Origin of the sequence: Neobacillus novalis NBRC 102450, assembly GCF_001591805.1 — a bacterium.
Taxonomy (GTDB): domain Bacteria; phylum Bacillota; class Bacilli; order Bacillales; family Cytobacillaceae; genus Neobacillus; species Neobacillus novalis.
In genome coordinates, this window is record NZ_BCVP01000010.1 from 164161 (window position 1) to 185787 (window position 21627).

Sequence of the window (21627 nt, forward strand, 5' to 3'; positions counted from 1 at the left end):
CTATCATAAGGATAATCGTTTTCTAAGAATCAAACAACAAGAAATAAACAAAGTTTGACAAAATTTTTAATAATCGTTCCATTTTCGACAAAATCAGGTAAAATAAAAGGGTATGCTTGTTTGAAAGGAAAGAAGTTCATGAATATAAATTCCTTACTTACCGAACAATTATTGAATAAGACTATTTCGAACTACGGCCAGACTGCCATTGCTGCTAAAACAACAAGCAGTTCTTTTTCTTCACTGCTGAGCCAAGTAATTCTTGAAGCAGAACTTGCCAAAATCGATGGTGGTAACAGCGAGTCAATTGCTGATTATTTTAAGATGAATCCGATTAATTTAGGAATAAATCCTAACTCGATTAATACTGATAGCGTCGTAGAATTGCTGTCCACTTTAGTGGGCGGAACACCGGTACAATATGAAAATGTAGATTCCGCTGCCCTTGATTCCCAGTTAAAGGGCGCTTTAAAAAATAAAGGAAACACCTTTGTCGAAGCTGGGAAAATGTATCAAATTAGCCCGGCACTGCTTGCCGCTATTTCCATCCACGAGACAGGAAACGGCAGTTCAAATGCAGCCAATTACAAACACAATGTAGCGGGGATGATGGGGAAAAACGGCTTAAAAACCTATGCGTCCGTTGAAGACAGCATCTTTGATATGGCCCGCAACCTAAGGAAGAATTATTTGGACGATGGCAAAATGACAATTGCCCAAATCGGCGCGAAATACGCACCGATCGGCGCCGACAACGACCCAAACCAATTAAATAACGATTGGGTATCAGGCGTACAGCATTACTTCGAAAAACTAACAAAGGCCGATTTCGCATAAGCGAAATCGACCTTTTCTTTATTGTCCGCTATTAAATTGTGAATACAGCCACGAGCCTTGGGAGTTGAATTTATTAACTGCTGCTTCCATTGCGGCGAATTGTTTGTAGTATTGATTTTCCTTATCAAACATCCTGCTGTTTTGCCGCGTAATATCCTTCTGAATGTTTGCGAGCAATTTTCCAATGACACTCTGATCATATAGGGAGCTTCCCGTAACCCCGGCTTTTTTTGTTAAATCTTTAATCCCTTGTGTCATCACATCAGAAAGTCGTTGAACTACTCCATTTGTTCCTTTATCCGTATCGCCTATTTGTGAAAATAAGGTCCGGACACCATCCGGATCTGCCTGAATTGCTTCCCGTAATTTTTTTTCGTCAATATATAGCTTTCCACGGTCCTGATAGCTTTTTGATGATATCCCAATCGAACCAAGCGAATTATATGTACTGCCATTACTTACGATGGCACCCATGGCGCTTCGCAGTTTATTCATCATATCGGTGAGGATACTATCTCGGCGAAGCAGACCGCTTTTCGCCTTCTCTTCCCACTGTTCAATTTGCTTTTCCGACAGATCCTTCCGTTGGTCATCTGTCAGTGGCGGATAATCTTTATAGAATTGTTCATCGAGAGCTTTGTTTAATTTATCTAATAAGTCATTATATTTATTAACAAAATCTTGTATATTTTTCACTTCAGCATCGATATTTTGCGAGACATTAATCGTGCTAGTAAGCGGGTTTCCCGCGGCATCCAAGGTCGGACTTTTTAGTGTCAGACTGATTCCCATAATCGTCACATTGTTTGATGATAATGATGTAATTTGATTTCCATTGAAGGTAATATCCGCATTTTTACCCGATTTCGAGAGTTCTTCAAACCCAAGAATGTTTTTAAAAAAATCTTGGCCCTCTTGGCTAGTCTGACCAAAGTCGATTTTTGTTTCATCACCAGTGGCCTTTGTTTTCAAGATAAATTGCTGCAGTTTTCCATCATAAATTGCTTGCAATCCCAAACTTTTACCAGAGGAGTCTTTTGCACTATTGAATTTTGAAATGACATCATTAAGTGTATCGGAATTTTTGATGTCAATATCGATTGTTTTTGTTGAATCATTGTTATCCTTAATTTTGATCGTTGTTAATACGCTATCCGTTCCATCACCCAAAGGTTTTGACGGGTCTAATTGAACTTTGTTACCCGTAAATGTGGCCGACTCGGCAATTCTGTTCACAGCTACTGTATAGGTACCAGCAATTGCACTGCTTGTTGCCGTTCCAGATATTGAGTTTGATAGGCTTGAAGTTACATCAAACGTGTTATAAGCGCTTGATAATTTCATATTGAACAATGTATTGGATTGAAACGAGAGCAGATCTTTATTCCACTGGCGATAAGCGTCACTTAACCATGTCTGCTTTTGTTGCTGTTGTTTGAGCTTATTTAACGGGATTTTCTCGACATCCATTAATTTTTTGACAATCGAATCCGTATCCATCCCCGTTGCCATACCAGTTATTCTAGTAATCGAAGAAGTAGCCAATTTTTTCACCTCAGATTAAGAAATATCTATGTATTAGTATCGGCTATTTAGAAAATAAAAGATAGGGTAAACATCAATTTAAAGTAAGACTAAAAGCCTTATTAAAAATGATTAAACCCGAATATCAACTATCAATCCATGATTTTCTTTTGCTTCGGCTATCATTTTTAAAAATTCCTCTGAAGGAATTTGTTTTAGTACTTCCTTGGTCTTATCATCGATAATTTCAACAAAGTATTTACCTGAATCGTGGTGTATTTGGAACTCAAGATGGGTAGGCTTAAAAATTTTATTGAAAGTTTCAAGGGCATTTTTTGTTTGTTCCGGGGTTTTCTCTGGTTGTAGGTCAATTGGTTGTTTAGTTTCTAGAATTCTCTTATTTTCAGATGTATTTTCTTGTTTCACAAATTCATCACTCTTCCGAACAGACGGAGAAACATTATTTTGGTTTGCATTAAATCTTGAATTAATTTCCATTATCTAATCACCATATCCCTTTGTTGATACGTTTTTTATTTAAAAAGAGACTCTAGGTTTCCTAGAGCCTCCCAATTAATAAAGATTATCCACGAAGTAATTGAAGAACTCCTTGAGGAGCCTGGTTTGCTTGAGCCAGCATAGCTTGTGCTGCTTGAGCAAGAATACCATTCTTGCTGCTTTCCATGACCTCTTTCGCCATGTCGACGTCCCTAATACGAGATTCAGCACTTGATAGGTTTTGAGAAGTTGCTGCTAGGTTATTTGTTGTGAATTCTAAACGGTTTTGTGTCGCACCTAGATTAGCACGTTCAGTTGAAACTAGTTTAATTGCATTATCGATTGCAGTAATAGCTGTTCCGGATGCTGCAGAATTACTGGTCATATCGATAGCACCTTTTGTTATAGCAGCATCTGCTGCTGTAGCAGCTGCATTATCCGTATCTGGAGTAGCACCAGCTACTGATACTCCTAGAGTAGCAGCATCCATTGCCTTGATTGTTAGACTTAGAGTTTGATTTTCATTTGAGCCTACTTGGAAACTTAAGCTTGCAGCGCCTACACCATTTAAAACTTTTGTACCATTAAACTCTGTATTATTAGCGATATCGGTTATTTGTTTTGCCAACTCGTCTGCCTCTGTTTGAATAGCCAATCTATCTTCAGTATTATTCGTATCGTTACCAGCTTGAACAGCAAGTTCTCGCATACGTTGTAAAATAGAGTGCGTTTCGTTTAAAGCTCCATCAGCAGTTTGAATTAAAGAAATACCATCTTGTGCATTTTTAGAAGCTTGATCTAAGCCACGAACTTGTGCGCGCATTTTCTCAGATATTGATAGACCTGCTGCATCATCAGCACCACGGTTAATCCGTTGTCCTGATGATAACTTTTCCATGTTTTTTGCTTGGTTTGCATTGTTTGTTGATAGTTGACGATAAGTGTTTTGTGCTGAAATATTGTGGTTAATTCTCATAACATTTGTCCCCCACTTTTTGATTAGAAAATATACTATCTGCTAATTTTTTTCGAACATAATATAAAAATTAAGAGGTTATGTAGATTTTTACGCTTTTAACCTCAAAATTATTAATACTAAGGAAATTACCTATCAAAAGAGACCTTAAAAAATAAAGGTTTCTCTCCTTTGAAATTATCCTCGTAATAATTGAAGAACTGATTGTGGCGCCTGATTTGCTTGAGCCAACATCGCTTGAGCAGCTTGAGCAAGAATTCCATTCTTACTGCTTTCCATAACTTCCTTCGCCATATCAACGTCACGGATACGAGATTCCGCACTTGAAAGATTTTGAGAAGTAGCTGCTAAATTATTTGTTGTGAATTCTAAACGGTTTTGTGTAGCACCTAGATTTGCACGTTCGGTTGAAACTTTTCCAATTGCAATATCAATTTTTCCAAGAGCAGTAGCCGCCGCAGTACTGCTTGTTAAATCAATAGCATTTGCAGTTTTTGATGTAAGGGCATCAGTTCCAGCTGAAACACCCAATTTAAATGAATCCATCGCAGTAATAGTTAAAGAAAGTGTTTGAGAGGAATTTGCACCGACCTGAAAGCTTAAATTTGCTGCTCCAGTCCCATTTAATAGTTTTGTGCCATTAAATTCAGTATCATCTGATATTGATGTAATCTGTTTCGATAGTTCATCTGCTTCTTTTTGTATAGCAGCTCTATCTTCTGTATTATTTGTATCATTACCTGCTTGAACAGCTAGTTCTCGCATACGTTGTAAAATAGAGTGCGTTTCGTTTAAAGCTCCATCTGCAGTTTGAATTAAGGAAATACCATCTTGTGCATTTTTAGAGGCTTGATCTAAGCCACGAACTTGTGCGCGCATTTTCTCAGAGATTGATAGACCTGCTGCATCATCAGCACCACGGTTAATCCGTTGTCCTGATGATAACTTTTCCATGTTTTTTGCCTGATTTGCATTGTTTGTTGATAATTGACGATAAGTGTTTTGAGCTGAAATGTTATGGTTAATTCTCATTTTATGTACCCTCCTACTGTGATAAGGAAATTCTTCCTCTCTATTTCTATGTATCGACAGGGTTTTTAAATATGTAGAGGGGAAAGTTGAAAAAATTTATCTATTTATGTTTATTTTTGCGTTAAATACGAAAAACCCGCCAAATCAGCGAGTTTTTTTAGGTTCTACTTATCTCAAGAAATCAACTAAAGTCGGCTGCATAAGTCTCGCCCCAGCAGATAGCGATGCTTTTAACGCTGTCTCGTGTGCTGTTAATTCGATATATGACTTTGCATAGTCCGTATCTTCTACCTTTGATAGCATTTTTTCCTGAAGGGAGGTGGCTTGATCGATTTTATTGGAGGCTAATTCGAGCAAATTTTGATTGGCCCCTGCTACAGTGCGCTGGGTGAGAACGTTGTTCATTTGCTTTTCAATCACGCCAATCAGATCATTAGGGTTCTCGTTGGCTTCTAATGTTGTTGACAGCTGATCAAGGGTTTCAAATAAATTTTTCCCATTAACCTGAAATCCAAATACCGATTGGGCATTTACATTTGAACTCACCGACATGCCTTGACCTACTTCCCAAGACATCCCCGACTGAACGCCCATATCTAGTTTACCATTGTTATAAGGTTGCTTCTGGTCTATACCCGAAAAAAGATATTTCCCCATAAAATTGGTATTGGCAATGTTACCAAGCTGCTCTTTTAACGAACGGATTTCAACAGCGATACTCTTTCGATCAAGCTCGTCATTTGTATCATTACTGGCTTTAACGGTTAATTCGTAAATTCGCTGGAGCACATTCGTAGCATTACCGAGTGTATCATCAACAGCTGTGAGCCAGTCGATCCCGTCCTGTGCATTATTTTGATATTGCTCAAGTTGCATCATCGACGATCGGTGCGATAATCCTTTCATTGCCGCCATCGGATTATCGGAAACTTTCTCGTATTTCACACCGGACGAGATTTGCTGGCGCAATGAATCAATTGCGGTGTTATTCCGCTGTAAATTCTGGTTAAAGTTTCGTGTCACCATAAGCTGTGTTACGCGCATCCTACATCCTCCTTTCTTGCCATTTATAAGCCATTAATTAATTTATCTAACATATCGTTGACGGCGGAAACATATTTCGCTGCGGCATTGTAGGCTTGTTGAAAGCGCACCATATTGGTCATTTCTTCATCAAGCGAAACGCCGGAGATTGATTGTCTGCGATTGTCCACTTGCTGCGCCACAGCTGCCGTGCTATTACTCGCTTGGATTGCGCCATTGACATCAAGGCCCAATTGACCAACAATCGACAGATAGAAATCGCCAATCGTCGTTTGACTGCCATTTATAGTAATCTTTTGGAATTGCAAATCAGCCATTGCTTTCGCATTAGAGCCGTCGCTAGTGAAATCAGATTTTGCGGCAGCGATTTTTCCAGGTGACGTCAATAGTTGAGGATTGACCATTATGCTGGCAGCATCCTTTGGCGGCTTGGTAGGATCATCTTTATCAACAAAAAACAGGATCTTTTCTACCTGTGTTTGCGCCGCAATATCATCTAAATTTCGCGCATCATCGCTTGTCTGCAAGCTGTTCATTTGTGATGCAATCGCACCAGCTAAAAGGTCCAAATTTTTTCTTAATGATGGAATACTAGATGACCCAGTCCCGCTCAACATTTCAAGAGCACCCTTGATTTCGCCGCCATCTATGGTAACGGCATTTCCATCAGCCATCGCTGCGCCCGTTTGTGGGTTGACTGAAAATGTTTTCGGAGTCATGCCATCGACAATGGCCACGCCGCCTACCTTAAGGTCGACCATGCCATTTTGGCCTGGAGTAGCTTGAACACCCACTAATTTCGATAGATTATCAATTAGTAGATCCCGCTTGTCTAATAAATCATTCGGCTGCTGGCCTGTTGCCGTCAACAAGGAAATTTGTTTATTTAAGGCAGCCACTTCTTTTATCGCAGCATTAATCTCCCCTTCTTTTAACGATACATCCTTCGTTAACTCGGTTTCGATTTGGGTAATTCCCCGTGAAATCGCTTGAATGCTGTCCGCCACTGCCTTCCCGTTCGCTGCCACAACCGTTCTAAACGCTAAACTATCCGGGTTCTTGGCCAGTTCCTGAAAGCTTCCCCAAAAACGGTCAAGCATCATGCTCAGCCCTGAATCTGATGGTTCATTAAATAACCCCTCAATGCTTGTGAGTGCATTCGCTTTCGCATCCCAATAGCCCGCTGCCTGCTGGGCAATCCGGTATTGTCCATCTAAAAAAAGATCACGAATCCGTCGGAGCTCGGTTACTTCAACGCCTGTCCCGATCGACTGCGGTGCCGTACTGTTATTCATGCCCGGATAGGCAAACGGATTGGTTGCCTTCAAAATCGCATCATGTCTTGTATAGCCAATTGTATTGGCGTTGGCAATGTTGTGCCCCGTTGTATTTAGAGCTGCCTGTTGCGCTAAAATCGCTCGCTTACCAATCTCTAATCCCCCAAAGGTTGATCCCACTTTTCTTCACCCCTATGCCTTTGCATCAAAAAAACGAACAGATTCCTGCTTTTCCTGTGTGCCTGCCATTGGGCTGTATACACCCGTTCCGTTCGATGAAGGCACCATCTGTTCGATCATATAATTTGTAAATGTTAACGACTGCTTGATTAATTGCTGGTTCGTCAGATTGACCTGCTCGATTTCTGCTAATAAAGACTTTAGATGAGTGTACAGGTCACTCCATTCCTTCTTTACCGCGTCATCCGGCTCCCGTTCGATTAATTCAGCAAGCGAATGCTGATTTGCTTGTTCGCCTAAAATTGCCGTTCGCTTTTGGTCCGCTACCTGAATTTTTTTAATCAGCTTCGACTCTTCTGCTAAAATAGATAATAGCGGATTTAGCTCGGCACTGATTAATATTTGCTGTTTCTTTTTGGCCGTCTCTACTAACGCTTCGTGAAGGTCTGCCAGTGTCTGCAAAGCTTCTGTAAGTTTATTCATCGATTTTTGCTCCTGACTTCCAAAAAGCTAGTAGTTTTTCAGCGACCTTCCCGCTGTCAACCTGGTAGGTCCCATTAGCAATCTGTTGTTTTAAGTGAGCGATTTTCTCTGCTTTTTCCTGGTGGATTTGCTTTTGCGCCTCGCTCGATAATTCTACCTGCTCGAATTGCACCTTTTTCTCACCGGTAGCCTTCTTTGGCTGCTCGTTATTTTTTTGATAGGCATTGTATACTGCACCAATTCGATTAATTTGATTAACGTTATTGATTTTCACAACGGTCCGCTCCTTTCCATCCATTCCTCTATTCTTATGTATCGGCAGGTTTGCTTCAATTGGTTAGTGGAAAACTTCTCCTTTTCTTCTTCACTTTTTAATGCTACTATTTTACTAGAAAACGCATACAGGGGATGAAATTACATGTACATACTACTGGCACTGTCTTTCGTGCTTCTCATCATTATTACAACCATGCTTGTGTTGATGCTGAAGAATAATCGAAAAAGTCAACCTCAGGCACAAGAGAATAGTATTGAGAGACGTCTTGCCTATCGTTTATACATTAATAATAAAATGTGTAACGTTCAACCACTGTATTCCTCTTCAAGAGAGGCTGCGCTTATTTGTGATATCAGCACGACAGGAATTAGAATTGAGGCAAAATCAGATTCCCTGACATTAAAATCGTTGCTGCTTATTTATTTCACTCTCGAAGAAGAGACATTTTTACTTGAGGGTATGGTAAAAAGAAAGCAAACCGTTGCGTCCAACCGCGACCAGTACGGAATTAAATTCATTTTTATCAATCCTAGTATGGAGGAAAATTTACAAAAAAAATTAACATCGTTAACAAGGAAAATTGCCCAATAAAATAGTTGGAGAACGCCCGCACCTTTGATGCGAGCGTTTTTTATGTTCTCATGATTCCGTTAGCAATCCCCAGCATTTGGTCGGCATAGCTGAGGGCCCGGGCATTGGCCTGCAGTCCCCGTTGCGCCTTAATCATATCGGTCATTTCTTTGTTTAAATCGACGTTTGAGGATTCGAGATAGCCTTGTTTCAGATTAACCGAATTGGCCAACGATACCGTCCCACCAATGAGCCGGGAGACACCGCCTTCATCGGTTAACAGCTGTGGGTTTTCAATCGTCACAATCGCCATTTTCTGGCTGCTTCCGGCAATCGTTCCGTCCGTTAGCACCTGAAAGTTTTCGCCGCTGTTTAATTCAATCGGCTTCCCGTTTTGATCAAGGAGAATATCACCTTGGGAATTTACAAGCTGTATACGGCCATTCCCAAGCGCCATTTGCTGAAAAACCCCGTTTCTAGTATACAATGTTTCCGTCGTATTTCCGGTTGTTCGTTGGACTTGGAAATATCCATCGCCGACAATCATGAAGTCAAACGGATTGTTTGTTTCTAGCGGCGTCCCCTGGGTTGTATCCAGTGCTGTTGCAGCTATCCTCGAACCAAAGGTTGTCCGAATCCCAAGAGGGGAAGTGCGGCCGATTTCCTTTTGCTGCTCGGTTTGATTTTGAATCGAGACTGCGAGATTATCAGAAAATGTTGCTTCCCGACGTTTATAACCAGTTGTATCGACATTGGCAATATTGTTAGCGATATTATCCAGTTTTCCTTGATAGGCACGGACTCCTGTTGAAGCAATATATAAGGATGTATTCATTCGTTTATACCCTTCCCACAGTATTCAACTGTTCCAATGTTTTATCATAGGCTTGGAGGACCTTTTGGTTTGCCTCATACAAGCGGATATTGGCCATCATTTCGGTAATCGTCTGGCCGATATCGACATTCGATTGCTCGAGCATCTTCTGTTGTAATTGCACACCCTCCGGCATGGTCTTCGCAATCATCGCGGTATTCCCGCCATTAATCGTAAACAGGCCATTCCCCTCTTTCACAAGTTGCGAGGGGTCGTTGACAACAACCATACCAAGCGAGCCGACTGTTTTTGCGCGCGCGGCATCATTGGGATGGATGATGACATCCCCGTTGTCGCTAATTGTCACATCACCAGAAGCCAATTCCGGGTCAGAAATCGGCGCCCCATTTTGTCCTAAAATCAAATCACCTGATGAAGTCGTCAGCTGTCCGCTGGCATTGACGGAAAAGTTGCCATTTCTCGTCAGATGAAAGCCGCCATCAGCTGTTTGAACGGCGAATAAAACGGAAGGTTTTAAGTATTTATTGTTGGTTAGAACCGGTGCAAGCTGTGAATCATTGATGGCGACATCAAACGGGCTGTTTGTACTGACAAGACTGCCTTGGGTAAACAACGCTAAGGTTTCTTGATTATAGACCCCCATCGTTAAGGAGCCGATTTTTCTTCCTGGCGCTGAACTTTGATTATGTATTTGCTCTAGCAGCATTTCCGGAAACGCCCGCAATGGACTGGAGTCCTGTTTGTAGCCAGGTGTTTCGGCATTGGCCAAATTATTTGTTAACGCATCTTGCTTTCGTTGCAGTGCAATCATCCCTGATGATGCAGATTCAATTCCGCGAAGCATGGTTCGTGCCCCTCTCGCTTTTAAAATATCTATAAATAGAGGTTAACTAATAACCCCTTGATTTCACCCATTTTCTGGAGCAAATCGATTGAAGGCGCTTGCTTGTCTAACACGAGGTCGGACAGCCCCAGCAGCTGGTGATCGACTTGTTTTATCATCTTCAAACGCTTTTCCCGTCCATTTGGATAGGAACCCTTGTGTTCTTCAATCGCGACCCCGTTCTGGGCCACTTCTTTTAAAAAGGATTGGATCGTCTGCTTATAAGCGATTAAATCCTTTAAGGACCGGGAACGGCTTAAACTCGAACCATGCTGTTCAAGCTCATCGAAGATGGTTTGCAATCGCGCCTCGGAAAGTGTGGTTTGTTTTTCTTGTAAAATATGATGAAAGGACAGTGTTTCTTTTCCCTTTTCTCTCGTGGAAAAAAAACGTTCCTGGTTCACACCATGGTTCGGTTGAATCTTCAAACGGAATGTCCCCCTATTAAATGAATGATATTTTTCAAAATGAATTGTCGAATTTTACCGATTCACGTACAATAACATTATAAATCTATTTATTCTACTTTTAAAGGAGAAAATGATGTCGACGATTATTGGAATTTTGCTTGCATTACTCGCTATTGGGTTTGGAATGATTTTAAAGGGAGCCTCGTTAGCAGCTTTATATAATCCTGCTGCGTTATTAATTATTTTTGGCGGGACAGCCGCAGCGTTATTCATCGCTTTCCCACTCAGTGAAATAAAAAAGTTCCCTATTCTATTAAAAATCGCTTTTTTCGAACCAAAACTCCCATCTAAGGCAGAGCAAACAGCCAATTTAGTCAGATGCGCGGAAATTGCGAAGCGGGAAGGATTTCTTGCACTAGAGGAAGTCGCCGGCGAAACAAAGGATCCATTTTTAAAAAAAGGCTTGGAAATGATTATTGACGGCAATGAAGCAGATTTCATCGAAGAAGTTCTCTTTGATGAAGCTGACGCGGTTAGCAAACGCCATAAGACGGGTGCGTTAATCTTCACCCAAGCAGGGACATATGCCCCGACACTTGGCGTACTGGGAGCCGTTATTGGACTCATTGCCTCACTTGGAAATTTAAATAATGTTGAAAAACTTGGTCATTCCATTTCCGCCGCTTTTATCGCCACTTTAATGGGTATTTTTTCCGGCTACGTGTTATGGCATCCACTCGCCAATAAATTAAAACGGCTCTCGAAACGGGAACAGGAATTAAAGCTGTTAACAATTGAAGGGCTGTTAGCGATTTATCAAGGGGTTTCACCGAGTGCGCTTGAGCGGAAATTAACGGTTTATATCCCGCCAAAGGAACGGAAAAAGCTAGAAAAGAAAACCGAGGACAAAGCACATGAGAAAACAGCGTAGAAATTTTGACGATGAACATGAAGAACATATTGATGAATCGTGGCTGATCCCCTATGCCGATATCCTGACGCTGCTACTGGCTTTATTTATTGTGTTATTTGCCTCCAGTGCGGTCGATAAACAGAAATTTATGTCGATTATGCAATCGTTCAAATCGGAATTAACGGGGACGAAAATCGATAATCATAAGGCTGGATTGTCCGTTCAGCCGCCAAATAAGGACTTGCCGGATCAAGAGGTGAAAGAACCGAAGCCGGCACAGGGTGCGGCCCCAGGTCCGAGCAAAGAAGAGACCGAGCTTTTAGAGTTGAAGGGAAAAATTGAAAAGTTCATTGCCGATAGTCACCTGCAAGCAGATGTTACACTGCAAGACACGAAGCGGGGAGTGGAAATTACCTTTAAGGAAGTCATTCTGTTTGATCCCGGCAAAGCCAGTCTTAAGGATAGTTCCAATCAAACCTTGGATGCCATCATTGTCTTAATCAAAACAGTCCCGAATCCAATCAGCATTGAAGGCCATACCGATAATGTGCCAATCAACAATTCGAATTACGCCTCAAACTGGGAGCTGTCCTCGGCCAGGGCAGTCAGTGTGCTCCATTATTTTGAAACAAAGAATATTGCCAAAGAACGCCTCCAGTTTGCTGGCTATGGTGAATTCAAACCGCTCGTTCCCAATGATACTGAGGAGCATAAACAGGTCAATCGCCGCGTGAATATTGTTATTTTACGAAATAGTTAATTTTTGAAAAAGCCAAACTCTCCCTGAATGGTTGAGCTTGGCTTCTTTGTTTATTAGTATATTAGTTGATTTTTTTGACCATTTGCACCTGCTCCGTCGCTTTTGAAAATCCATTTTCTATTAAGTATTGTGTAACTGGATTCGATACGGAGGCATTGACGGTCATGATATTTACCTTGTTGTCTGCCTCACCACAAATGCTCGCCAAAATCGTATTGATTATTTCGCTAGTAAGCTCAGAAAATAGTTCAAGCTGGTAGATGATTACCTTCTCCAGTTGCCCTTCTTGATTCCATACTCTTCGATATAAACAATAACCAAGTGGTTCGTCCCCGGCGGCATAATAAACTTGCGCTTCCCCTGGCCTTACACTCTGCCACTGACATTGCCAAGGGACATTTTGTTTATAAAAGGGGAGCGTTGGCAGTTGCTCCGGTCGGATTGGCTTTATTTTTATCGACGTGGCCGTGACGGATTGGGCTTCTACAGTTCCGCTTAAAAAGACGACAGAATCGATGATTTCGTAGCCATATTTTTGGTATAAACGGATCGCCCGCTCATTTTCTTTAATGGCTTCCAGTGTGGCCACTTCCATTCCCTCTTGCGCATACAGCTTGAACGTCTCATCCATTAGCTGCTTGGAGACGCCTTTCCCGCGGTAGGAGGCTGCGACGCCGGTTCCGCCATTCCAAACTGTCTTTTTCCCGTCTAGTGTGCGGACGCCATTTAAGATAATTGCCACAGGTTCCTCCCCGTCAAAGGCAACCAACGACATTGTCATGGAAAGACCCTCATTTACTAAACGTTGAAAAAATGTCTCCGCGGTCATTTCAATTTGAACAAAATACCCCTCAAACCCGCGATTCCACGCAGTAATCGCATCTTCAATTTTGCATTCAGTTAATTTTTTAAAAATAATAGCCATTTGCTTCTCTCCTTAACAAGGTGAAATAAACATTAAACTTCTTCTGGCGTTTAAGCCGTTTTACTGGCGGATAACCCTCGTTTTTTCGCAGATGGGCGCCATTTACTCGCGAATGGGCATCATTTACTCGCGGATACCACCCATTTACTCACGGATGCCATTTGTTTACTTGGCGCATAACCCTCTGTTACTGGCAGATTCCCCCTCATACGAAGACTCCCCTACTGTGCATGGGCACCGCCATCAACAATCACAATATCCCCCGTAACAAAATCCGCAGCTTTTGAGGCTAGAAATAACGCCACACCCTTCATGTCTGTGTCCGAGCCAAATCTTCGGAGCGGTGTCCCCTCAAGAATCGCACGACCGCCGTGTTCGAGGATTGCCTTAGACATTTTTGTCGGGAAAAATCCCGGGGCAATCGCGTTGACACAGATGCCATGCTGGCCCCATTTCACCGCTAAATCCTTGGTAAAAGTAATCACTGCACCCTTGCTTGTATTATAGCCAATTGCATTCAAATATTTGGGATCACCGCCTTGTAAACCAGCTACAGAGGCAATGTTGATAATTTTTCCCGATTTTTGTTCAATCATCACTTTCCCTGCTGCCTGGGACATTAAGAAGGTCCCGGTAACGTTGACATTCATCACCTTATTCCAGGCCTCAAGCGGCATTTCTTCCACTAGTGCGCCCCATGAAGCTCCGCTATTGTTAACGAGAATGTCAATCCGGCCAAATTGTTCAACTGTCTGCTGCACGACATGTTGAACATCCTCCGGTTTGGTCACATCACATTTTAACGCAAGGCTTTCAACACCAAGATTTTTCAGCCGTGCGCTTACTTCCTCACAGGCCTCAAGGTTTCTTGAACATACCACCACATGTGCACCTGCTTCGGCAAAGCCTTCGGCAATTTGCTGACCGAGCCCACGCCCGCCCCCTGTTACAATGGCAACCTTTCCTGTTAAATCAAACAGCTCGTTCACATGCATCATCGAAAACCTCCAATCTCAACATCATCGGTATTTTTTCAATTCATATCTGGCAATCGCACGGCGGTGGACTTCATCCGGTCCATCCGCTAATCTCAGTGTACGGATATTCGCCCAGCTGGAGGCTAATGGGAAATCATCACTGACCCCGGCAGCACCGAAGGCTTGGATGGCACGGTCAAGAACCTTTAAGGCCATATTTGGTGCAACGACCTTAATCATCGCAATTTCTGCCTTCGCGCGCTTGTTGCCAACGGTATCCATCATATAGGCGGCTTTCAGTGTCAGCAGCCGTGCCTGTTCAATTTCAATTCTTGAATCAGCAATCCACTCTTGAATCACACCCTGCTCCGCTAGTCTTTTTCCAAATGCTGTACGGATTTGAACGCGGTTACATAATTCCTCCAGCGCTCGTTCTGCTGCCCCAATTGATCTCATACAATGGTGAATTCGGCCCGGTCCAAGCCGCCCTTGGGCAATCGCAAAGCCTTTTCCTTCCCCCCATAACATGTTGGCGGCTGGTACCCGGACATTGTCGTATTCAATCTCGGCATGACCATGCGGCGCATGGTCATAACCAAACACCGGCAAAACTCTTTTAATTGTTACTCCAGGGGCATCAAGGGGAACAAGGATCATCGATTGCTGTTCGTAAGCAGGGGCCGCTGGATCGTTTTTTCCCATGACAATCGCAATTTTACAGCGAGGGTCGCCGGCGCCTGATGACCACCATTTCGTTCCATTGATGACGTATTCGTCGCCATCACGGATAATGCTGGCCTGAATATTCCGCGCATCTGATGAGGCGACATCCGGTTCAGTCATTGAAAAACAAGAACGGATCTCTCCAGTTAATAAAGGCTTCAGCCATTTTTCCTTTTGTTCCTCGCTTCCATAGCGGACGAGCACTTCCATATTTCCGGTATCCGGGGCGGCACAGTTGAATACTTCAGGGGCAATCGCTGATCGGCCCATAATTTCACATAGCGGTGCATATTCGCTGTTGGTTAAACCAGCGCCATATTCGCTGTCTGGTAAAAATAAATTCCATAATCCTGCCTGCTTGGCTTTTTCTTTTAGCTCTTCCATTATGGCTGGGATTTTTGAAAAGGGTGCATGTTTATCAATTTGTTCCATATATACTTTTTCGTTCGGATAAATATACTCTTCCATAAAATCCAGCAGTTTTTCTTGACATGCTTTGACCTTATCGGAATAATCAAAATTCACTCTTCCCACTCCTTTTCTCAAGCAGCCAACTAATCATTCATCCAAGGCTTTTAGTATTGGTAATAAACAACCTTACCCTTTAAAACCACATTCCCCTGTTGGTTAATGGCTTGAACGGCGAATCGCAGCAAATTTTCCTGTTTTTCCTTTAACGTCGCCTTTAAGGTGATGACATCATTCAAAAATACCATTCCTTTAAAGCGGATTGAATAATCCTGAATGAAACCTTCTTCATAGTACTCGGTAAAAAGCTTGGCTAGATTGCCCATCGTCCACATCCCATGGGCAATGATGCCGGGCAATCCCGCTTTTTCTGCTTCCACATCAATCGTGTGAATCGGATTAAAATCTCCAGAGGCTCCGGCATACTTAATCAAGTCCAGCCTTGAAACGGGCTTGAGTTGAATATCCTTTAGCGATTCGCCAACTTGTAATTGCGCAACCGTACTCACCTGGTCAACACCTTCCTTACCGCTTCAGAAATCACGATTGTCGCGGTTGAACTGAAAATCGTTTTTCCTTCCAAATCCTCGCCATTGTTTTCAAGCACGAGGAAGCCCATTTCACCAAAGCTGCCTTTTTTCTCAAAATAATTCTTTACCTTTGTATAACAGTAAAGTTCTTCGCCAACCAATAATGGCCTTTCGTAATGAAACGTTTGTTCACCATGAATCAAGCCTTTATTAGGAAGGTTAAATCCTTCAATCACACCATAATCAAATACTCTTGGGAAAGTTGGCGGCGCAATATTATTTTTGTAGTACGAAAGTCTTCCGGTTTCTTCATCAAAATAAATCGGATGCAGGTCACCGATCGCTTCGGCAAATTTCTTTACCGCACCTCGTTCGACTGCATTTCTTACTTTGTTCGAAAGTTTGCCAATCTGGTCTTTAAACAAGTCACTTCACCTCACGAGAAAATTAATTTTAATGATTATTCCATTAGCTCAGAATAAGTAATTCTTATCTTTTGCCATTATTGCTCGATCAGACCTCCCTTCATGGCCCGAGCGAGCAGCTTTTTGTCATTTTCGGGCCATGAAACCGACTATCATGGCCCGGGTGAGCAGCTTTTTGCCATTTCCGGTCCATGAAACCGATTTTCATGACCCATGTGAGCAGCTTTTTGCCATTTCCGGTCCATGAAACCGACTTTCTGAGTAAAAGGTATACTCATTTTAATTTTTTGGTCCACCGGCAACATAGATAACCTGACCATTCACGAACGATGATTTTTCATCTGCAAAGAAGGCGACAGCATTGGCGATATCAGCGGGCTTCCCGCTTCTTCCGACAGGTATTTGTGATACACTCGCTTGAATTAATTGCTCAAAAGGAATGCCAATTCTCGCTGCCGTTTCTTTCGTCATTTCTGTTTCGATAAAGCCCGGTGCGACCGAGTTAGCAGTAATTCCATAGCGCCCGAGCTCAATTGCCAGTGTTTTCGTGAAGCCCTGCAAGCCTGCTTTTGCGGCAGCATAATTGGCCTGGCCGCGATTTCCAAGCGCTGATGTCGAGGAGATATTGATGATGCGCCCATATTTTTGTTCAACCATATATTTTTGTGCGGCGCGGGCGGAATTGAAGGAGCCCTTTAAATGGACATCCATAACGGTTTGCCAATCGGAATCGGTCATTTTAAACAACAGATTATCACGGATAACTCCCGCGTTATTGACAAGGATATCAATCGACCCAAATACCTCGTATGCCTCTTTAATAGCACCTTCTACCTGAGCAGCATCCGTCACATTTGCTACCTTTGAATAAACATCATAGCCTTTTTCCTTTAATTCACTTGTTGTCGCACTTAGGGACTCTTCATTTAAATCAATGAAAGCCACCTTTGCTCCTTCCTCAGCAAAAAGCTCGACAATTCCTTTGCCAATGCCCTTGCTGCCGCCGGTGACAAATGCTACTCTCCCTGCAAATCTTCCAGTCATCTCTCTTCCTCCTGACCAAAAAATATTTTAGACAACGCTTACAAAAATTAATTACATATATTATGCCATCATCAACCAGTGCATACCTACCGGTTGGTATGTTAGCTTTATTTTATTCCGAAATTTCAGATAAAACAAGTTTTAAGTCAACTATTTTGCCATACCTGACTAATTTCCGGCTTTATCACAGATAATAATTGGGATATTCCTAATCGAATATCATCGTTTCTAAATCCTTTGATGAGGTGATTTGATGAGCTACAAAGATCATTTAGATCCACACTCACAGCTTTTTCACTCCAATTGGACAAGGCCTAAACATGCCAAGTCGCAAATGAATGGGCAAACAATGAGGACGCCAACCAATATTATCCTTAGGAGCAATGCCAAAGCTCACCGGTGGTAATAGGTTTGGCAAGAAACGAAGAGTGGCAGCCATAGTTTAAGCTGTCATGAACAGATAAGGTCTTTTCTCGATGATAGTAATCGAGAAAGGGCCTTCCTGTATTTTACCTAGATCTAAACTTTATATTGATATTATAGGAACGAAACGATAACATAATGAAATAATAAAAAACAGGAGTGAAGCAATTATGTTTGAGAACTTCACAATCAGACATGCAATTCTTAGTGATTTGCCAGCCATTATTGACATTTACAATTCAACCATACCAAGCCGATTGGCTACCGCCGATCTTGAACCAGTTTCTATTGAATCCCGTGTGCAGTGGTTTAACGACCATTCTCCGAATTTCCGGCCATTATGGGTTGTTGAAAACCAAGGGGATACCTGTGCTTGGGTCAGCTTTCAATCCTTTTACGGCCGGCCCGCTTACAACTCTACTGCGGAAATTAGTATCTATATTCGCCCCGATTTTCGGGGCAGGAAGCTCGGAAAATTCCTGATTCAAAAAGCCATCGAATCCTGCCCGTCGCTCGAAATCAAAACCTTGCTTGGGTTTATTTTTGCCCATAATGAACCAAGCATTAAACTTTTCTCAAGCTACGGATTTGCAACCTGGGCCTATCTTCCAAAGGTGGCAGAACTAGATGGTGTTGAGCGGGATTTACTCATCCTCGGGAAAAGAATTCTTTAATAATAAATTTTCCCAATAGGACATCAAACACGATTCATAATTTTCCATCATGGAAATATTCCAAATTCCCTCATTACATAGTACTATGTTATTAAAGAAAAGTATTTCTACCATTCTGGGAAACAGCGTCCTTGAAGGAATTGGAGATTTCATGGAGAAAAAAAAGCTAATCCTCATCTACTTTATTTCTAGTTTTATTTGGATATACGGTTCCAACTATATTATACATCAATATGTGCATTCCTCCTTCATCGAGCTTATCGAAAGAGGTAAAGAAGTCCTGTATATCCTTGTTACAGGCGGGTTTATTTACTTTTTCATCATTAAAAAAGAAGAGTTACATGAATCGAAGGAAGATCAAAAACGTCTATCCACGTTAATCAATTCGATGGTCGACTTCGTTAATTTTAAAGATGGCGAAGGCAGATGGATTGAAGCGAATGATTTTGGTTTGCAATTATTTCAGTTGGAAAATGTCGATTATCGCGGAAAAAAGGACTCAGAGTTAGCTGAATATACAGACTTTTATGCCGATGCCCTCAGGTACTGTGAAATATCTGACGAGGAAGCATGGGAAAATCGGATAATTACCCGGATTGAAGAAATTCTCCCCGTTCCCGATGGCTCTTCGAAAATATTTGACACTATCAAGGTTCCCCTGTTTAACCCTGATGGCAGCAGAGAGGGTTTAGTGATTATTGGCCGCGACATTACCAAAAAGAAGAAGATGGCACAACAATTAACCGAAAGCCAGCAGCAATATAAATCATTATTTGAATACAGTCCCGATATCGTTTATATGATGGATTTGAATGGGATTATTACTAACCTGAACCCACAATTTGATGGGATTACCGGTTACAAGCGGGAAGACATAATAGGCAGCAATATAAATACCTTTTTACCGAAAAGATATAAAAGGTACATGAAGAATTTTTTTTCCTCAGTAGTTGAAGAAATTAAACCGCTTATGTTTGAGATTAAATTACCAAATGCTTTTGGTGAAACGATTACTTTACAATGTACATCTGTTCCGATGGTTATTAATGGCGTTACCACTGGAATCATCGGGTACGGAAGAGATTTGACTTCATTGCGGAAAACAGAGGAGCGCCTTAGAAGAACGGAAAAGCTGTCCGTTGTCGGGGAGTTATCTGCCAGTGTGGCCCATGAAATCCGCAATCCGCTTACATCGCTAAAGGGTTTCGTCCAGCTTCTGCAAACGGAAGATAAAAAGCATCAATTCTATTATCAAATCATGTTTGATGAGTTAAACCGCATCAATCACATTGTTGGAGAGCTTTTGCTGCTGGCAAAACCACAGGTACTAAAATTCACGAAAGCAGAAATTCAAAAGCTGCTGAATGACGTGATCTCGTTATTAAACACCGAAGCCAGTTTATATAATGTGCAAATCGAGTCTATTTTTCCAAAAGAAGCCCTGCTAATTGAATGCGAGCCAAATCAGCTAAAACAATTGTTCATCAATATTATTAAAAATTCGATTGAAGCAACAATAAATGGCGGCAACGTTTCGATTGGTCTAGAAAAGGTAAATGGTGATAACGTGTTAATTTCCGTAAAAGACAATGGCTGCGGGATTACGAAGGAGAGATTAACGAAAATTGGCGAACCGTTCTATTCTTCAAAAGAAAAAGGGACAGGCTTAGGGTTAACGGTCAGCTTCAAAATTGTTCAATCTCACAAAGGGACAATTCGTTTTGAAAGTGAAAAAAATCAAGGAACATCTGTTGAAGTGATGCTGCCGATTTGTCAAGAATAAAAACTGCTTGGTGCTGTAAGTGCACAGGCAGTTTTTTTAAGATGCGCTTGGTGTTTTTTTCTTTTTCCGATTGCGTAAGAATGCGATGACCAGCAGGAAGCATGGAATGATAATTTGTAAAGGCCAATTCAAATAAACCGGGATGACATCCAGTCCTTCCTTTATATGTTCTGCATAATTCGATGCAATCGTTACCGAGGCAAACAAGATAATGAAACCAATCGGAAAGCTAAGCATCTGGTGGTTTTTAAACTTGAAAAGATCCGCTGTTCCAGCCACTGCAGCATAGAAATACAACGATATTTTAAAAAAACCGCCAACCACTAAATAGAGCATAAATAATACATCCAAGCGTTCAATAAAATTGGCCAATTGAATTTTGCCAATTGTAGTCAATAAGGGGAAATTGGAGCGAGTAAACAGTTCTGCCCCTAAAGTTGCAACATTTATTGCCGCAGTGATCGCTATGTTAATTCCGGCTAAAATCATTCCACCCATACAGGCTAACTTCACTTTTTTGTGATTATTTAAAAACGGGAGGAACATCGTAAAGACAACCATCTCCCCAAATGGAAAGGTGATGGTTTGCTTAAGAGCTGTACCAACCACAGGCTTCCAGCCATACTCGAAAACGGGTTGAAGGAATTCAATATGAATTAATCCGGAAACAGAAATTAAAATAATGCCGGCAATCGCCATAAAGTAGACAATCCCAAAATATAGTTCCCCAACTCTTGCGATTACTTCAAACCCTTTATGAATCCCATACATAATGGTAAGAATCATCAAGGAATTAATGACAATTAGCGGCGTACTTGTATAGATGGTCGTTGTTAATAACTCCCCAAAGTCGCGCAAAACCCTTGTGGCCATGTAGATAAAATAGATGATATATAACAAACCAAGTAATCCACCAATCCATTTACCGGTTATCTTTTGAAGATAACTGGTAAGGGGAAGATCTGGATAATACTTAAAAAGACGATAGTAGATGAGAAAAAGCAATAACCCTCCCATTAATCCTAACAAGACTGCCATCCAGGCGTCCTGTTTCGCTTGAACGCCGAGACCAACAAGAATAGCACTGCCCATTTCAAACAAGACCACCAGAATAAACATTTGGGATGCTTTTATTTTTGCCTTTTCCATAACGATC

Annotated in this window: 25 protein-coding genes; 7 read left to right on the forward strand and 18 right to left on the reverse strand. The window is 41.7% G+C overall.

Going from position 1 to position 21627, the window contains the following annotated elements; genetic code table 11:
* The first annotated feature begins 138 nt into the window (after nucleotides 1-138).
* Nucleotides 139-837, forward strand: coding sequence for a glucosaminidase domain-containing protein (locus tag BANVL01_RS08730; protein WP_066086188.1), 699 nt, complete (start codon nucleotides 139-141; stop codon nucleotides 835-837).
* 18 nt (nucleotides 838-855) lie between these two features.
* Here BANVL01_RS08730 and fliD read toward each other — a convergent pair whose 3' ends face one another.
* The 8 genes from fliD to flgM form a co-directional block, all read right to left on the reverse strand.
* Nucleotides 856-2382 (reverse strand): flagellar filament capping protein FliD, encoded by a 1527-nt coding sequence (fliD, locus tag BANVL01_RS08735; RefSeq protein ID WP_066086185.1) that lies wholly within the window; start codon nucleotides 2380-2382, stop codon nucleotides 856-858.
* Nucleotides 2383-2493: 111 nt separating this feature from the next.
* Nucleotides 2494-2859: a flagellar protein FlaG gene (locus BANVL01_RS08740; protein WP_066086182.1), complete on the reverse strand. Its 366-nt coding sequence runs from the start codon at nucleotides 2857-2859 to the stop codon at nucleotides 2494-2496.
* Between the two features lie 85 nt (nucleotides 2860-2944).
* Nucleotides 2945-3835, reverse strand: coding sequence for a flagellin Hag (hag, locus tag BANVL01_RS08745; RefSeq protein WP_066086179.1), 891 nt, complete (start codon nucleotides 3833-3835; stop codon nucleotides 2945-2947).
* Between the two features lie 177 nt (nucleotides 3836-4012).
* Entirely contained in the window at nucleotides 4013-4867 is an 855-nt protein-coding gene (gene hag, locus BANVL01_RS08750) for a flagellin Hag (RefSeq protein ID WP_066086176.1), read from the reverse strand.
* 168 nt (nucleotides 4868-5035) lie between these two features.
* A complete protein-coding gene (gene flgL / locus BANVL01_RS08755) occupies nucleotides 5036-5911 on the reverse strand; it encodes a flagellar hook-associated protein FlgL (protein WP_066086175.1) in 876 nt (291 codons plus the stop codon).
* A gap of 23 nt (nucleotides 5912-5934) precedes the next feature.
* Nucleotides 5935-7368: a flagellar hook-associated protein FlgK gene (flgK, locus tag BANVL01_RS08760; protein ID WP_066086170.1), complete on the reverse strand. Its 1434-nt coding sequence runs from the start codon at nucleotides 7366-7368 to the stop codon at nucleotides 5935-5937.
* Between the two features lie 12 nt (nucleotides 7369-7380).
* Nucleotides 7381-7851 (reverse strand): flagellar protein FlgN, encoded by a 471-nt coding sequence (locus BANVL01_RS08765; protein WP_066086165.1) that lies wholly within the window; start codon nucleotides 7849-7851, stop codon nucleotides 7381-7383.
* Nucleotides 7844-8125, reverse strand: coding sequence for a flagellar biosynthesis anti-sigma factor FlgM (gene flgM / locus BANVL01_RS08770; RefSeq protein ID WP_169803150.1), 282 nt, complete (start codon nucleotides 8123-8125; stop codon nucleotides 7844-7846). Before flgM ends, BANVL01_RS08765 begins: the two co-directional genes overlap by 8 nt.
* 144 nt (nucleotides 8126-8269) lie before the next feature.
* On the opposite strand from flgM, the gene BANVL01_RS08775 reads away from it, so the two are divergent.
* Nucleotides 8270-8719, forward strand: a complete 450-nt coding sequence (locus tag BANVL01_RS08775) for a PilZ domain-containing protein (RefSeq protein ID WP_066086155.1) — start codon at nucleotides 8270-8272, stop codon at nucleotides 8717-8719.
* A 40-nt stretch (nucleotides 8720-8759) separates the two neighbouring features.
* Here the strand turns inward: BANVL01_RS08775 and BANVL01_RS08780 are convergent, their stop codons facing one another.
* From BANVL01_RS08780 to BANVL01_RS08790, 3 genes are read right to left on the reverse strand one after another with little or no spacing between them, the layout of a single operon-like run.
* Nucleotides 8760-9533 carry a flagellar hook-basal body protein gene (locus BANVL01_RS08780; protein WP_066086152.1) on the reverse strand — a complete coding sequence of 258 codons (774 nt, stop codon included), beginning with the start codon at nucleotides 9531-9533 and terminating at the stop codon, nucleotides 8760-8762.
* Nucleotides 9534-9537: 4 nt separating this feature from the next.
* Nucleotides 9538-10377, reverse strand: coding sequence for a flagellar hook-basal body protein (locus tag BANVL01_RS08785; RefSeq protein ID WP_066086149.1), 840 nt, complete (start codon nucleotides 10375-10377; stop codon nucleotides 9538-9540).
* A 29-nt stretch (nucleotides 10378-10406) separates the two neighbouring features.
* Nucleotides 10407-10844, reverse strand: a complete 438-nt coding sequence (locus BANVL01_RS08790; protein WP_066086146.1) for a YaaR family protein — start codon at nucleotides 10842-10844, stop codon at nucleotides 10407-10409.
* A gap of 115 nt (nucleotides 10845-10959) precedes the next feature.
* Between BANVL01_RS08790 and motA the strand changes: the two genes are divergently transcribed.
* Both motA and BANVL01_RS08800 read left to right on the forward strand, forming a co-directional pair.
* Complete coding sequence (gene motA / locus BANVL01_RS08795) at nucleotides 10960-11757, forward strand: flagellar motor stator protein MotA (protein ID WP_082804922.1); 798 nt, start codon at nucleotides 10960-10962, stop codon at nucleotides 11755-11757.
* Entirely contained in the window at nucleotides 11741-12499 is a 759-nt protein-coding gene (locus BANVL01_RS08800) for a flagellar motor protein MotB (protein WP_066086138.1), read from the forward strand. The genes motA and BANVL01_RS08800 overlap by 17 nt, the downstream gene beginning before the upstream one ends.
* Before the next feature lie 61 nt (nucleotides 12500-12560).
* Here BANVL01_RS08800 and BANVL01_RS08805 read toward each other — a convergent pair whose 3' ends face one another.
* The 6 genes from BANVL01_RS08805 to fabG all read right to left on the reverse strand — a co-directional run bounded on the left by BANVL01_RS08805 (nucleotide 12561) and on the right by fabG (nucleotide 17591).
* A complete protein-coding gene (locus tag BANVL01_RS08805) occupies nucleotides 12561-13424 on the reverse strand; it encodes a GNAT family N-acetyltransferase (RefSeq protein WP_066086133.1) in 864 nt (287 codons plus the stop codon).
* A gap of 221 nt (nucleotides 13425-13645) precedes the next feature.
* Nucleotides 13646-14419, reverse strand: coding sequence for an SDR family oxidoreductase (locus tag BANVL01_RS08810; protein WP_066096394.1), 774 nt, complete (start codon nucleotides 14417-14419; stop codon nucleotides 13646-13648).
* A gap of 24 nt (nucleotides 14420-14443) precedes the next feature.
* Entirely contained in the window at nucleotides 14444-15649 is a 1206-nt protein-coding gene (locus tag BANVL01_RS08815) for an acyl-CoA dehydrogenase family protein (protein WP_066086130.1), read from the reverse strand.
* Between the two features lie 50 nt (nucleotides 15650-15699).
* Nucleotides 15700-16101, reverse strand: coding sequence for a MaoC/PaaZ C-terminal domain-containing protein (locus BANVL01_RS08820; RefSeq protein ID WP_066086126.1), 402 nt, complete (start codon nucleotides 16099-16101; stop codon nucleotides 15700-15702).
* Nucleotides 16098-16547, reverse strand: coding sequence for a MaoC family dehydratase N-terminal domain-containing protein (locus tag BANVL01_RS08825; RefSeq protein WP_066086120.1), 450 nt, complete (start codon nucleotides 16545-16547; stop codon nucleotides 16098-16100). The genes BANVL01_RS08820 and BANVL01_RS08825 overlap by 4 nt, the downstream gene beginning before the upstream one ends.
* A gap of 279 nt (nucleotides 16548-16826) precedes the next feature.
* Nucleotides 16827-17591: a 3-oxoacyl-ACP reductase FabG gene (fabG, locus tag BANVL01_RS08830; protein ID WP_066086117.1), complete on the reverse strand. Its 765-nt coding sequence runs from the start codon at nucleotides 17589-17591 to the stop codon at nucleotides 16827-16829.
* 253 nt (nucleotides 17592-17844) lie between these two features.
* Between fabG and BANVL01_RS26670 the strand changes: the two genes are divergently transcribed.
* The 3 genes from BANVL01_RS26670 (at nucleotide 17845) to BANVL01_RS08840 (ending at nucleotide 20471) form a co-directional block, all read left to right on the forward strand.
* Complete coding sequence (locus BANVL01_RS26670) at nucleotides 17845-17997, forward strand: YpzG family protein (protein ID WP_082804923.1); 153 nt, start codon at nucleotides 17845-17847, stop codon at nucleotides 17995-17997.
* 187 nt (nucleotides 17998-18184) lie between these two features.
* Nucleotides 18185-18688, forward strand: coding sequence for a GNAT family N-acetyltransferase (locus tag BANVL01_RS08835; protein WP_066086112.1), 504 nt, complete (start codon nucleotides 18185-18187; stop codon nucleotides 18686-18688).
* An 85-nt stretch (nucleotides 18689-18773) separates the two neighbouring features.
* Complete coding sequence (locus tag BANVL01_RS08840) at nucleotides 18774-20471, forward strand: PAS domain S-box protein (RefSeq protein ID WP_235845515.1); 1698 nt, start codon at nucleotides 18774-18776, stop codon at nucleotides 20469-20471.
* 36 nt (nucleotides 20472-20507) lie between these two features.
* Here BANVL01_RS08840 and BANVL01_RS08845 read toward each other — a convergent pair whose 3' ends face one another.
* Nucleotides 20508-21620 (reverse strand): GerAB/ArcD/ProY family transporter, encoded by a 1113-nt coding sequence (locus BANVL01_RS08845; protein WP_066086109.1) that lies wholly within the window; start codon nucleotides 21618-21620, stop codon nucleotides 20508-20510.
* Nucleotides 21621-21627 lie beyond the last annotated feature (7 nt).